Origin of the sequence: Burkholderia dolosa (assembly GCF_902499135.1) — a bacterium.
Taxonomy (GTDB): Bacteria; Pseudomonadota; Gammaproteobacteria; order Burkholderiales; family Burkholderiaceae; genus Burkholderia; species Burkholderia dolosa.
This window is the reverse complement of the sequence record NZ_CABVPR010000019.1, coordinates 25,564-38,645: the sequence shown is the minus strand read 5'-3', so window position 1 is coordinate 38,645 and position 13,082 is coordinate 25,564. Positions and strand designations below refer to the sequence as shown.

Annotated in this window: 11 protein-coding genes; 4 read left to right on the top strand and 7 right to left on the bottom strand. The window is 66.9% G+C overall.

The window, feature by feature from the left end; genetic code table 11:
- Positions 1–132 precede the first annotated feature (132 nt).
- Positions 133–2,124 (top strand): propionate catabolism operon regulatory protein PrpR, encoded by a 1,992-nt coding sequence (gene prpR / locus BUB20358_RS11085; protein WP_006766613.1) that lies wholly within the window; start codon positions 133–135, stop codon positions 2,122–2,124.
- A 90-nt stretch (positions 2,125–2,214) separates the two neighbouring features.
- Here prpR and BUB20358_RS11080 read toward each other — a convergent pair whose 3' ends face one another.
- Positions 2,215–2,832, bottom strand: coding sequence for a CGNR zinc finger domain-containing protein (locus tag BUB20358_RS11080; protein WP_035974704.1), 618 nt, complete (start codon positions 2,830–2,832; stop codon positions 2,215–2,217).
- Positions 2,833–2,958: 126 nt separating this feature from the next.
- Here BUB20358_RS11080 and BUB20358_RS11075 point away from each other — a divergent pair, with 126 nt between their 5' ends.
- Positions 2,959–3,342: a VOC family protein gene (locus BUB20358_RS11075; RefSeq protein ID WP_006766614.1), complete on the top strand. Its 384-nt coding sequence runs from the start codon at positions 2,959–2,961 to the stop codon at positions 3,340–3,342.
- A gap of 90 nt (positions 3,343–3,432) precedes the next feature.
- Here BUB20358_RS11075 and BUB20358_RS11070 read toward each other — a convergent pair whose 3' ends face one another.
- Positions 3,433–4,281 (bottom strand): ureidoglycolate lyase, encoded by an 849-nt coding sequence (locus tag BUB20358_RS11070; RefSeq protein ID WP_035974708.1) that lies wholly within the window; start codon positions 4,279–4,281, stop codon positions 3,433–3,435.
- A gap of 664 nt (positions 4,282–4,945) precedes the next feature.
- Here BUB20358_RS11070 and BUB20358_RS11065 point away from each other — a divergent pair.
- The gene (locus tag BUB20358_RS11065; protein WP_035975394.1) at positions 4,946–5,764 is read left to right on the top strand and encodes an IclR family transcriptional regulator; all 819 of its coding nucleotides are present in this window, start codon (positions 4,946–4,948) and stop codon (positions 5,762–5,764) included.
- 208 nt (positions 5,765–5,972) lie between these two features.
- A complete protein-coding gene (locus BUB20358_RS11060) occupies positions 5,973–6,515 on the top strand; it encodes a hypothetical protein (RefSeq protein WP_035974710.1) in 543 nt (180 codons plus the stop codon).
- A gap of 688 nt (positions 6,516–7,203) precedes the next feature.
- Here the strand turns inward: BUB20358_RS11060 and BUB20358_RS11055 are convergent.
- The 5 genes from BUB20358_RS11055 to BUB20358_RS11035 all read right to left on the bottom strand — a co-directional run bounded on the left by BUB20358_RS11055 (position 7,204) and on the right by BUB20358_RS11035 (position 12,984).
- Entirely contained in the window at positions 7,204–9,579 is a 2,376-nt protein-coding gene (locus BUB20358_RS11055) for a bifunctional acetate--CoA ligase family protein/GNAT family N-acetyltransferase (RefSeq protein ID WP_035974715.1), read from the bottom strand.
- 570 nt (positions 9,580–10,149) lie between these two features.
- A complete protein-coding gene (locus BUB20358_RS11050; protein ID WP_035974717.1) occupies positions 10,150–10,443 on the bottom strand; it encodes an H-NS histone family protein in 294 nt (97 codons plus the stop codon).
- 101 nt (positions 10,444–10,544) lie between these two features.
- Complete coding sequence (locus BUB20358_RS11045) at positions 10,545–10,829, bottom strand: hypothetical protein (protein ID WP_174484768.1); 285 nt, start codon at positions 10,827–10,829, stop codon at positions 10,545–10,547.
- 61 nt (positions 10,830–10,890) lie between these two features.
- Positions 10,891–11,415: a hypothetical protein gene (locus BUB20358_RS11040; RefSeq protein WP_006766620.1), complete on the bottom strand. Its 525-nt coding sequence runs from the start codon at positions 11,413–11,415 to the stop codon at positions 10,891–10,893.
- Positions 11,416–11,505: 90 nt separating this feature from the next.
- Positions 11,506–12,984: a sigma-54 interaction domain-containing protein gene (locus BUB20358_RS11035; RefSeq protein WP_035974719.1), complete on the bottom strand. Its 1,479-nt coding sequence runs from the start codon at positions 12,982–12,984 to the stop codon at positions 11,506–11,508.
- Positions 12,985–13,082: the final 98 nt, after the last annotated feature.

Sequence of the window (13,082 nt, the reverse complement as noted above, 5' to 3'; positions counted from 1 at the left end):
AGCGGGCCAGCTCGCGGAACTCCGCTAACCCGCTGATTTATAAGCGCCGCGGCCCGGCAACGAACGCGACGGATATTTCATTTCAGAAATTTCATGTTTCAAAAATGAAATCTCGCGCGCATAATCGCCGTCATGGATCTGTCGTCGACCCGTCCCGTCAGCCCCGCCGATCGCACGGTGCGCCCGCGCATCTGGGCGATGGGCATCAGCCGCCTGCGCGACCTGTTTCGCGAAATCGCCGCCGAATTCGACGAGCGTGCGGACGTGCGCATCGTCACCCGCGCGTTCGAAGACGCGCTCGGCGCGATCGCCGAAGCCGGCACCGCGCGGCCCGACGTAATCGTCGCGGCCGGCTCGAACGGCGGCTTCCTGAAAACCCGCGCGCCGGTGCCCGTCGTGGTCGTATCGCCGACCGGCTTCGACGTGATGCAGGCGCTCGCGCGCGCACGGCGCGACGCGACGCGCATCGCGCTCGTGAGCGCCGGCGACACGCCGCCGGAAGTGCGCCGCTTCGTCGCCGCGTACGGGCTCGACGTGCAGTTTGCGTCATATCAGTCCGCGCAGGAAGCCGAAGCGGTCGTGCACGATCTGCACGATCGCGGGATCGAGACGATCGTCGGCCCCGGCCTCGTGACCGACCTCGCGGCGAGCGCCGGCATGGGCGCGGTGTTCCTGTACTCGCATGCGTCGGTGCGCAAGGCCGTCGAGACCGCGCTCGAGGTCGCGTACGCGACGCATGCGGAGGCGCTCCGGCGCCAGCGGCTCGACAATCTGCTCCAGCATCTGCGCGACGGCGTCGTCGCGCTCGACGCGCACGGCCGCGTCGAAGCGATCAACGAGCGGCTCGCGTCCGCGCTCGGCGTCGATCCGGCGGCGGCCGTCGGTCGCGCGCTCGTCGACCTGCGGCCCGAGCTGCGCACGCTGCGCGGCGAGGACGGCGACGCGCTCGCGACGGTGCGCGGGATCCGCTACGTCGTGCATCGCGGGCCGCTGGTCGACCGCGGCGTCACGTCGGGCAGCGTGCTGACGTTCCAGGAATCGCGCGCAGTCGAGCGGCTCGATCGCGCGCTGCGCTCGCAGCCGACCACGCAGCAGTTCGCCGCGCGCTATACGCTCGACGACGTGATCGGCGCGTCCGCGCCGATGGCGCGCGTGCGCGATCTCGTCCGCCGCTACGCGAAATCCGACGCGACCGTGCTCGTGCTTGGCGAGAGCGGCACCGGCAAGGAAATGATCGCGCAGAGCCTGCACGGGCTGTCGACGCGAAGCAGCTATCCGTTCGTCGCGATCAACTGCGGCGCGTTTCCGGAGGCGCTGCTCGAGAGCGAACTGTTCGGCTACGACGAAGGCGCGTTCACCGGCGCGCGGCGCGGCGGCAAGACCGGCCTGTTCGAGGCCGCGCACCGCGGCACGCTGTTTCTCGACGAAATCGGCGAAATGCCGCCGTCGCTGCAGAGCCGGCTGCTGCGCGTGCTGCAGGAACGCGAGGTGATCCGTCTGGGCTCGACCGAGCCGATCCGCATCGACGTGCGCGTGATCGCCGCGACGCACCGGCCGCTGCTCGCGGCCGTCGAGGCCGGCACGTTCCGCACCGACCTCTACTACCGGCTCAACATCCTGAACATCGGGCTGCCGCCGCTGCGCGAGCGCGCGGCCGACATTCCTGCGCTCGCGGCCGCGCTGCTCGTGCAGGCTGCGCGGCGCGAACCGCGCCTCGCCGAGCGCGTGCGCGACATCGACGAAGCCGCGCGCGTACTCGGCGCGGCGCAGGCGACGCTCGCGCGCTACCGGTGGCCGGGCAACGTGCGCGAACTGCAGAACGTGATCGAGCGAATCGCGGTGGAACTCGCCGAGGAAGTCGACGAGACCGGTCCGGCCGCCGCGTGCAACGTGCTGGATCCCGATGCGCTGCCGACGATCGCGCCTGAACTGTTCGCACACGCCGCACAGGCCGACGCCGGCGCCGGTGACGACAACGCGCAGACGCTTCATGCGCGCCGCCGCCGCGCCGAAGCCGACGAGATCCGCGCAGTGCTCGACGCATGCGGCGGCGATCGCGACCGCGCGTGCGCGATGCTCGGCATCAGCAAGACGACGCTGTGGCGCAAGCTGTCCGCGAAATAGGTTCGATGGCCGTGCGCGGTGCGACGAAGCCGTGACGCGTTCGCCAATGCAGAGGAAAGGTTCGCGTTCCGCGACGGGCGAACCGCGCCATCATCCCGCCTTGTGATAGTGGCGGTACGCCTTCGCGCGATTGCCGCACGACGACATCGAGCACCAGCGACGGCTGCCGTTCTTGCTGTCGTCGACGAACAGCCACTGGCACGCGTCGTTCGCGCAGCGCTTGACCTTCGCGAGCCGCGCACTGCCGAGCAAATCGGTCGCCGACCACAACACCGGACTCAGCAGCGTCGCGAGCGACGCAGCGTGTTCGGCGATCCGCCACGCATAACGGCCGTCGATCCGCGCGAGCGCGACGCGCGGCGCCGCTTCCGCAAGAAAACCGCCGAGCAGCGCGAGATCGTCCGCATGCGGCTCGCGCTGCTCGGCTTGCGCATGAAACAGCCGGTACAGCGCCTCGCGCAATGCGAGCGCGTGCGCGAGCATCGCCGGTTCATCGTCGTGCCGGCCGGGCACGCGCGATGCGTCGAGCAGCTCGGCCGGCACGCCCGCCTGCTGCCCGCACCATGCGCGCAAGTCGTCGATCGACGCGAACGTCTCCGTCGGCGCGTCCGTTCCGCGCCAGTACAGCGTGTTTGCGAAGTCGATGCTGAGCGTGTCGGCCGGGGCCGGAATCAGCCAGCCTGTGACGGAAGGTTGCGTATTGTGCATGCCGGCGATCGTATCTAACCATCATGCCGGTTGACAACTGCCGCGGACGATTCCTAACATAACCAGCATGGTGGTTAAACGAAGTCTGCTGCACCGATGTCCCCGTTCAGTTCAAGGAGTCAACAGATGATCGATCACCTTTCCTTCGGCGTTGCTCAACTCGACCGTAGCCGCACGTTCTACGACAGCGCCCTCGGCGCGCTCGGCTACAAACGGCTGTACAGCGGAGACGGCTCGCTCGGCTACGGCGCGACCGAGCCGGTACTGTGGCTGCAGCCCGCGGCCCGTCCGGTCGTCCCCGATCCGGAGTCGGGGCTGCATGTGTCGTTCAAGGCGGCGTCGCCCGCGGAAGTCGATGCGTTCTACCGCGCCGCGCTCGAGCACGGCGGCCGGGACAACGGCGGGCCCGGCAAGCGCGAGCAGTACGGCCCCGGCTATTACGCGGCGTTCGTCGTCGATCCCGACGGATATCGGCTCGAAGCGCATTGCGAGCTCGACAACATCGTTTGATCGGCGCCCGTTCACGCGACAACGGCCCGATTCCGCGTCGCGCCGAATCGGGCCGTTGCATCGCGCACCGGCGCGACGAGCCGCCGGTCGCTATCGCGCGCCGCGCGTGTGCTGCAGCTGCTCGCCGAGCCCTTCGATCCCCAAGCGCACCAGCTGTCCGGGCTTCAGGAAGACCGGCGACGGCTTGATGCCCATCCCGACGCCCGGCGGCGTACCGGTCGTGATCACGTCGCCCGGTTCGAGCGTCATGCAGGTCGACAGATACGCGACGAGCTGCGCGACCGTGAACACCATCGTGCGCGTATTGCCGTTCTGATAGCGGTGGCCGTCGACTTCGAGCCACAGGTCGAGGCGCTGCGGATCGGGCACTTCGTCGCGCGTGACGAGCCACGGGCCGATCGGGCCGAACGTATCGAAGCCCTTGCCCTTGTCCCATTGACCGCCGCGCTCGAGCTGCCATTCGCGCTCGGACACGTCGTTCACGACGCAGTAGCCGGCGACGCAATCGAGCGCCCGTGCTTCGTCGACGTCCTTGCACCGCGTGCCGATCACGACGCCGAGTTCCACTTCCCAATCCGTCTTCACCGAACCCTTCGGGATGTCGATGCCGTCGTTCGGGCCGCAGATCGAACTCGTCCACTTCGCGAATACGACCGGCTCCTTCGGCACCGGCATGCCCGCTTCGGCCGCGTGATCGGCATAGTTCAGACCGATGCCGATGAACTTGCCGACACGCGCGACGCACGCGCCGATGCGCGGCTCGCCGTGCACGAGCGGCAGCGTCGTCGGGTCGATCGCGCGCAGCCGGGCAAGGGCCGCGTCCGACAGCGCATCGCCGGCCAGATCCGGCACATGCGCGGACAGATCGCGAATCCGGCCTTGCGCGTCGAGGATGCCGGGTTTTTCGTGGCCGGGCGGGCCATAGCGAAGCAGTTTCATCGTGCTCAACCTCTGTTGTCGAATGTGACAGGTTACCGGCCGACGCAAGCGGTCGCGGTTGCGCCGGATCGATCGTCGGTCGTCGGCCGTGCGCGTCGCATCCGCACGGCCGCGGACGGTCGACGCGCGGAAGGGCGCGGGCTGCCGAAATGCTGCGCGCAAGGATGACGCACGCATGTTCGGCGAGCCGCCACCCGGTACGCGCAGCCGCGATTGCCGCCGGCTTGCGCCGATCGCGCCGGCGCCGATGCCGCGTCGATCGGCGCGTGTTCGAGTCGCGCAACCGCCGGCCGGCCAGAGCTTTGTACCACCGCGTGCGGCAGAGGAAATGACGTGCGGCAGATACCCACTATTGGTGTGCCCGCCGAGCACGCGCCGCGATATCGGCGCCCCGAATGCATCCGGCAGCGGCGGCGGCGGCCGCGATGAACGGCCACTCTTCGACGCGCGGATATCAAATATTCAATATGACCCTGTCATCGCGAATCGCCGTCGATCCGTTCTTGTCTGGTAACGATCGGTAAAAAAACACGGCATTGAACACTGAAAGTTTGTTGTTAAGCTCGAACGCCTGGTCTTCGTTCCGTGCGGACGCGATACGCGCGGCATGGCCGGCCAGCATGCGTCGCCCGTCGATCGACACTACTCGAACCCCACGCCCCTGATGCAAACGCCCAACACCCCGTTTCCCGACAGCGACGCACGGGAATCGACCGCAGCCGACCGCTATCGCGCCCCCGCACTCGACAAGGGCCTCGACATCCTCGAACTCCTGTCCGAACGGAAGGAAGGCCTGACCCGCACGCAGATCACGAAGGAGCTCGGGCGCAATGCGAGCGAAATCTACCGGATGCTCGAACGTCTCGTCGCGCGCCGCTACGTGATGCGCTCGACCGGCGGCGACCGCTACACACTGAGCCTCAAGCTGTTCGCGCTCGCGCATCGGCATCCGCCGATGAACCGGCTGATTGCCGAGGCACTGCCGCCGATGCAGCGCTTCGCCGATGCGGCCGAGCAGTCGTGCCATTTGGCCGTCTACGACCGCGGCGATCTGCTCGTGATCGCGCAGGTGGACGGGCCCGGCCCGTGCGGCGTGTCGGTGCGCCTCGGTTCGCGCATCGGGCTCGCCGACACGGCATCCGGCCGCGTGATGCTGTCGTTTCAGAGTGCCGAGCACCGCGCGCACATGCTGGCCGAGCACCGCAAGCTTCTCGACGACACGGCGCTGAACGAACAGGAACTCGCTCATGCGTGCCAGTCGATCCGGCAGTCCGGCTACCTGCGCCAGGACAGCCGTCACGCGTACGGCGTGACCGATCTCAGTGCGCCGATCCTCGGACCGTCCGGCCAGGCCATCGCCGTGCTGACCTGTCCGTACATGCGCCGCGTCGACGCGCAACCCGCGCAGTCCGTCGATGCCGCGGCCGAAGCACTTCGCGAAATGGCAGCGCACCTGTCGATGTGCCGCGCGGAAACCGGCTGACGCGTACGCGTTCGGTCGTCCGGTCGATGCGATGTCGGCCGCCGAATGCGCGTGCCGCACGTTCGGCGGCGCGTGACGACGCCGCGACGACGCCGCGGCGACCGATGCGCACCGCGCGATCGCTGCGCATATCGCGCTACGCTAGAATAGCGGCCCCCTCAAAAACTACGGCGGCACGTTGTCGCGGCCGCCGTATCCAGTGGATGTCATGGCCAAACTTCTGAACGATCAAGAATTCCAGCGTTTCTCCGAACTTCAGCAGAAGCAGGCAAGCTTCACGATCACGCCCGAGGAAGCGGACGAACTGCGCGACATCGTCGCGCGCGCGCAGAAAAAGCGCGACGATCGTGCCGCGGCGATGCAGGCGATCGAGAACTACATCGAGCAGTTCGACATCACGCCCGACGAACTCTTCTCGCCCGAGCAGATCGGCGAAGCCGCGCGCACTTACGGGCTCATCACGGCAACGAAGAAGGAACGGACGCTGCCGCCGTCGATCACGTTCAACGGCAAGCCGTACCAGTGGACGAAGACGCTTCCGGACGACGTGCGCGGCGCGCTGTTCGACGCCTTCACATCCGGCGAATCGGTCAAGCGTTTCATCGCGATGCCGAAGGACACCGCGCGCTGCGCATTGACGATCGCGCGCCTCGAACGCGAAACCGGCGCCGTGTACGCGGAAGCGCACCTCGACGAACTCGCGATCACGCGCGAGCAGGTGAACGACGCAGCATCGAAACTCGCCGCGTAAACACGCCGCCGCTAACGTTCGCGTTCACTGCATGGGTGCAGACGCCGGCAAAGCCCGGCGTCGCACATGCGATGCTCCACGCTGCCGCGATTCCCGAAAAGGCTCACCTCCACGTTCCGTAAGCGGCCATCTCGCTATCCCGGAAAGTCTCACCCAACGCATCCGCGAACACGCGCGAACGCCTCCCGAACCTTCTCACCTTTATCTGTTCCCTGCTCTCCCGACGCGTGTCGGAAAGCGTCGCCGAGGCTTCCCGAAAGCACTCACCGACCGCCTGCCGGAAGATCGGTCGAGCGTTCCCGTATCGGCTCACCACGCACTTCCGGGATGGCTCGTTCGCCGCTCCCGAAAAATCTCACCTTTGCGGTTCGTCTCCATGTCGCGCATCGCGCGGTGCGAAAGCGCGTACCAACACATCGACGGGAACCCGTTGCGGGCCGCACATCGCGGTAGGCGGCGCACGTCATCCGCGCGGCGATGCGATCAGCGGAGCGTGGTTTTAGCGCCGACGTGCCGTGCCGCTTCGTGCGGTGCGCGCGTTCGAATGTCGTTCGTCGTTCGGCCGCGTCCAAATGGCTCTGCGCATCGCGGCAGCACATCGTGTCAGTTCGATAGCATGCGCAGACGGCGGCTCGCTGCGATATCTTCGGCTCTTCGGCTCTTCGGCATTCGACGACGACGATGCCCGCTAAGGTTGCAGCTTCATCCGGAAGCCCACGACGCCGGGCTCCTCCGTCGTCGTGACCGCAAAGCCGCACGATTTCGCGAGCGAAATCATCGCGGTGTTCTCGCGCAACGCCTCGCCGATCATCCATGCGGTTCCGCGGGACCGCACGTATTCGATGATCCGCGTCATCATCAACCGGCCGAGCCCTTTGCCCTTCTGATCCGGCCGCACCGCGATCGCGAACTCCGCAGTCTCGTTGTCGGGATCGGTCACTGCGCGCGCGACCGCGAGCGTATGCGACCGCCCCGACGCATCGGTAACCGACACGATGAAAGCCATCTCGCGGTCGTAATCGATTTGCGTCATGCGCGCGATTTGCGAATGATCGAAGCTGCGCACCGCGCCGAAGAAACGCATCCGAAGATCGTCCGGCGTCATCGCGCCGAGCAGTTCGTTGTGCGCCTGCTCGTCCTCCGGACGAATCGGGCGGATCGTCACGGTCTCTCCGCGCCATTCGAGCGTCTGTTCCAGATGACGCGGGTACGGCATGATCGCGAGCCGGCTGCGCCCCGCCGCGAACGTGATGCGCGGCGCAACGATTTGCGTGCGGTCTGACAGCACGCGCAGCGTGACGGACATCGCGACCACTTCGCGAACGTCGCATACGACCTGCGACAGCGCCGTCAACGCATCGAGCGTAGGGCCGACCGGCGCGTGGCGCGCATACGGCGAACGCTCCATCACCGCACGGGCGAGCACGGTGTTCAACGGCGGCAGCCCGTAGACGACGAACGGTGCCGATACGCCGTCCGCCGGCGGCACGACGTAGCGAAACACCGGACCGAAATTCGCATCGTCGTACATGTCGACGGTGACGTCGACGACCTTCGCGGAAGCCGGCTCGCCGTCGGTCTCGCCAGTCTCGCGGGTCTCGCCGTTCAGCCCGAAATGCGACAGCCAGCGCAGCGCGACGTCGCCGGCCAGCTCGTGCTCGCCGGCCGCAACCATTCGGCGCGCGTCGGCCTGCGCGGCCGCGATGCACGCCGCCGGCTGCTGCGGCGTACCTTCGGGCGTCTGCATCAGCAGTTGTCGTCCGAGGTTGTAGTCGACCAGCCGCGCATACGCGCGCGCGAGCCGCCGCGGCGTCGTGTGCACCGGGATGCCGTTTGCATGCAGCGCATCGCGGGTCGCCGCATCGACCGCACCGAAGAAACACGCGAGGATGCCGCGATGTGCATGCTGCCGCGCTGCGATCAGCGTGCGCGCGACCGCATCGGCCGGTGCGCTGTGCGACGTCGAATGGACGACGAACAGCGTGCCGGTTTGCGGGAACGGCGCGAGTGCGCCGATCGCCGCGCCGAAATGCTCGGGACGCGCATCGTCGCCCAGCGTCAACGGATTGCCGTGCGCCGCGAGATGCGGCAACGCGGCCGACACGGCAGCTGTTGCGGCCGGCGGCCAGTCGGCCAGCGCGACGCGCACGTCCGTGACCGCGTCGATCGCGAGTTTCGCGACGCCCGCGTCGCTCGTCACGAGCGTTGCCGAGCCGCGTGCGGCCACGCGCCCGACGCCCAGCGTCTCGATCTCGTCGAGCAGATCGTCGAGCGCGTCGACGCGCACCATCCCCGCGCGCTGGAACGCGGCCGTATAGAGCGCATCGCCGGGATCCGTCCGCCCTGTGCGCAGCGCCAGCACCGGCTTGTTGCGCGCTGCCGCGCGTGCGGCCGACATGAACTTGCGTGCAGCGGACACGGTATCGAGTTCGAGCAGGATCGCGCGCGTGCCGGGGTCGCTGGCGAGATAGTCGAGTACATCGCCGGCGTCGACGTCGGCCTCGCTGCCGAGCGCGACGACATGCGAAAAGCCGAGGCCGCGTGCATCGGCCCAGCCCAGCACCGCGTTCGTCAGCGCGTTCGATTGCGATACCCACGCAACGCCGCCCGGCCGCACCGTATAAGCCGGCGCGCCGAAATGCGCACGCCGCGCGGGCGTCAGCACGCCGAGGCTACCCGGCCCGACGATACGCAGCACAAACGGCTTCGCAGCCTTCAGCGCGCGATCGAGCGCCGCGCGATCGGATTCGGTGCGCGCGTCGCCGACGATCACCGCCACGCGCGTGCCGAGTTCGCCGAGCTTGCGCACGATGCCCGCCCACGTAGCCGGACGCGTGCACACCACCGCGACCGACGGCGCCGCAGGAAGCCGGTCGACATCCGGAACGACCGTGTGCCCGTTCAGCTCGCGATATTTCGGATTGACCGGCCACACGGGCCCGTCGAACGCGCCGTCCAGCACGCGGGACCACACCATCGCGCCGATACTGCCGGCGCGCGACGACGCGCCGACGACCGCAACGGACCTGGGCTGAAACAACGCGTCGAGATGGCGAACGGTCACGGGTGCTCCAGACGGTAATGAAGGACGACCCGGACGGCACGCGGCCCTGCAGCCGGTGCGCCGGTCGATGCGAACTCCAAGCATAGGCGAACGGGATGCGGCTGCCTATATGCCGAACGGCCGACTGTCCGACACGCGTCAACGCTCGCAACATGGGCGATCTCGACTGTCTTTGCATCGCACATCCTGCGAAGGCAGTGCGTCGCGGCCGTCAGGTCGTTTCGTCAACGGTGAGGCTTTACGGGAGCAAAGGTGAGTCAATTCGGGAATGACGTGCCGCGCGATGCGGACGAGCGAAAGGTGATCGGAAACCGGAGCGGACGTGCACCGCGGCGTTCGCGAATGTTGGCACGTATGCATCGCGCAATCGCGCGCGCGTTTACCGAAATTCGCCGCGATATGCGGGCGAATCAATGCGAATTCGGAAAGCGGCACGCATCTGTCGAATGGCGGCGCACCGCGATTCGCGTACCGCGATCACGTGGCGATTGCGCAAAAACAAAACGGTGCGACGGCCGAATGGCCGCTCGCACCGTCAGTCAACGCGCGAAAGGTGAGGTTTTTCGGGAGTCAGTCCTTGATCAGGAAACGCGCGCGGTTCTTGCCGAGCCAAGCGGGCGCTCGTCCGCGGCCGCTCCAGGTTTCACCCGTCTTGGGATTCCGGTATTTCGGCGGCAACGGACGTTTCGCTTTGGTCGCCCGCGCGGCACGCGGTCGGAAACCGAGCTCTTCCGGCGTAATGTCGAATTCTTCGATTTTCGCGCGGATATCGGCAATCGCATCGGCAATTGCCTTTTCACGTTCCTTTTCGATTTTTTGCTGAAGCCTTTCGAGCTGCGCTGTCAGTTGCCTGTAGGTCGCCATATGGATGGGACTCCGTAAACGTTATTCACGAAAAATAGCTGACTCTAAGCAAATAGAAAAGCGACTCACCCGGTTACCGTCTCCTCATCCGGTCATTTGGGTCAATAACCGCTTTTCTTCTTGCATGCGAAGAGAAGATTTCGCACGGCGTCATCGGTCGATTGCTGAATCACGTCGAACTCGCCGTTGCAGATCGCGCGGGCATTGTCCGTGCAATTGCTCCAGTCGTTGCCCGTGCACTGCACCTGCGTAGTGGGACGCCCGTCCGAAGTGAACAGCGGCGCCCCGCCGCCGCACCCGCCGAGCCCGGCAATCAGAGCCAACAATCCGGCCCGGCGCCAATGCGCCAAAGGCCACCGACAGACCGACGCAAGCATGTGTTTCATTGTTCTTTCCGTCAACCCTTTTTTAAATGTCGCGAGTATGCCATGCACGGCCCTCCAAGGTTCAATTCGGCATGCGGTCGGGATCCGCGCGCGTCTTGTACGGCAACGACCTTCGCGGATCGTCGGTGATGCGAATGAAAACCTGCTCGACATCGGGAAGCGCGTCGAGTTCGCGTTGCAATGCATCGCGATCGAATGTCGGCTCCGCGCATCCTTCCGCATAAATGAAGCGCCGCTGCACGGTGATCCACAGGCTCGTCCCGCGCAGTCGATCGGAACCGGCGAAATGCGCTTTCGCGGCCTCGGCGATCGGCGCGTCATACAAATAAGCGTTCGGTTTCGAACAGCGATGAGCGAGCCAGCACGTCGTACCGCGTTCGACGCGGTAATGCGCGTCGTCCTCCATCTCCGCGTGCGTCATCCACGGGCCGAGCGGCAGCGGACATTCGGCAATGTCGTGCGACAGCACGACAAACGGATCGTTGTACCAGTTGCGCCGTGCGCCGGGCGCATCGTCGCCCGACTGCGCAACCGCCGACGCACTCAGCAATACAGTCAGCCAGGCAGCCATGCCGGTTCGCTTCATCATCGTCTCCCGTCGGCCGGACCCGAAGCATGCGTTGCGGCGCGAGCTCCGGCTTCCCGCTTCGCGATCGATCGCACCGGCCGCACCGTGCTACCGGTCGATCCCCAACGCCGCCAGTTTCTTGTAAAGCGTTGCCCGCCCGATGCCGAGACGCGCGGCCGCTTCGACGACCTTTCCGCCGCACGCGGCGAGCGCGTCGGTCAGAAACCGGCGCTCCCACGCGGCCAATGCATCGGCATACGGAACGATCGGCACGCTGCCCGCTTCACGCATCTCGTCGCGCGGCGGCGACGCACCGGCTTGCGGTGCGGCGGGCGCGACGTCCGGCGTCGCACGCACCGGCCCGAGGAACGGCGCGAGCGCACGCGCATCGATCACCGAGCGGTCCGACAGCATCAACGCGCGCTCGAGCGTATTGCGCAGCTCGCGCACGTTGCCCGGCCACGGATACGCGCACAGCATCCGCAACGCATCGTCGGTCAATTCGCAATGCGCGGCGCGGCCGTGCTGCGCTGCGAGTTCCTCGAGCGTCGCATAGACGAGCGCTGCGATGTCCGACGCGCGCTCGCGCAGCGGCGGCGCGTGAATCGTCAGCACATTGAGCCGGTAATAAAGATCGGCGCGAAAACGTCCGGCCGCGACGAGCGCCGGCAGATCGGCCGACGTCGCGGCGATGATCCGGACGTCGGCGCGCACGATCCGGTTCGAGCCGACCGGCTCGAATTCCTTGTCCTGCAGCACGCGCAGCAGCTTGCCTTGCAGCGGCAGCGGCATGTCGCCGATCTCGTCGAGAAACAGCGTGCCGCGGTCGGCGAGTTCGAACTTGCCGACCCGCCCCTTGCGGTCGGCGCCCGTATACGCGCCCGGTGCCGCACCGAAGAACTCGGTTTCCAGCAGCGTGTCGGGAATCGCGGCGACGTTGACGGTCACGAGCGGCTGCAACGCGCGCGCCGACGCCGCATGGATCGCATGCGCGAGCAACTCCTTGCCGGTGCCCGTCTCGCCGAGCAGCAGCACCGGCGAATCGACCTGCGCCGCGCGGCGCGCCTGGCGCTTCGTTTCGAGGCTCGCGGCGCTCGTGCCGATGAAGCTGGCGAACGTGTATTTCGCGCGGCGTGCCTGCGCGAGCGAGCGCTGCGTCGCGATCAGTTGCTGCTGCAACTGTGCATAGCGGGAAAAAATCGGCGTGAGCGTCTTCAACTGATCGAACAACGCGAAACCGATCGCGCCGACCGTCTCGCCCGCCTCGTTCTTCAGCGGCAGGCGCGTGACGACGAGCGGCTCGCGGCCCGTCTCCATGATGTCGAGCAGGATCGGCTGCCCGGTCGACACGACCTCGCGCATCAGGCTGTTCGGAATCACGGCCTCGCAGTCGAGACCGACCGCCTGCTGCGGATCGGCGAAACCGAAACGCGCCGCATAGCGCTCGTTCATCCATACGACGCGTGCGTCGCGATCGACGACCACCGTACCCGCGCTCGAATCCTCGAAGGTCCGGAACAGCGATTCGGCAGCGCGCCGCAGCACGTCGCCGTAGTTGACGGGCAGCCGAGCCCAGTCGTTCATCATCGTGTCGTCGTCTCCGTCTATTCTTGGCCGGATGTCTCCGGAACGAGACGGATTATCTCACTCCGGAGACGGGTCGCAATGCGTTGTCCGGGAAAGCC

What these genes read in the sequence shown, in the direction of transcription:
- prpR (WP_006766613.1), top strand. Translation starts at nt 133, where the DNA reads ATGGATCTGTCGTCGACCCGTCCCGTCAGCCCCGCCGATCGCACGGTG.
- BUB20358_RS11080 (WP_035974704.1), bottom strand. Translation starts at nt 2,832, where the DNA reads ATGCACAATACGCAACCTTCCGTCACAGGCTGGCTGATTCCGGCCCCG.
- BUB20358_RS11075 (WP_006766614.1), top strand. Translation starts at nt 2,959, where the DNA reads ATGATCGATCACCTTTCCTTCGGCGTTGCTCAACTCGACCGTAGCCGC.
- BUB20358_RS11070 (WP_035974708.1), bottom strand. Translation starts at nt 4,281, where the DNA reads ATGAAACTGCTTCGCTATGGCCCGCCCGGCCACGAAAAACCCGGCATC.
- BUB20358_RS11065 (WP_035975394.1), top strand. Translation starts at nt 4,946, where the DNA reads ATGCAAACGCCCAACACCCCGTTTCCCGACAGCGACGCACGGGAATCG.
- BUB20358_RS11060 (WP_035974710.1), top strand. Translation starts at nt 5,973, where the DNA reads ATGGCCAAACTTCTGAACGATCAAGAATTCCAGCGTTTCTCCGAACTT.
- BUB20358_RS11050 (WP_035974717.1), bottom strand. Translation starts at nt 10,443, where the DNA reads ATGGCGACCTACAGGCAACTGACAGCGCAGCTCGAAAGGCTTCAGCAA.
- BUB20358_RS11045 (WP_174484768.1), bottom strand. Translation starts at nt 10,829, where the DNA reads ATGAAACACATGCTTGCGTCGGTCTGTCGGTGGCCTTTGGCGCATTGG.
- BUB20358_RS11040 (WP_006766620.1), bottom strand. Translation starts at nt 11,415, where the DNA reads ATGAAGCGAACCGGCATGGCTGCCTGGCTGACTGTATTGCTGAGTGCG.
- BUB20358_RS11035 (WP_035974719.1), bottom strand. Translation starts at nt 12,984, where the DNA reads ATGATGAACGACTGGGCTCGGCTGCCCGTCAACTACGGCGACGTGCTG.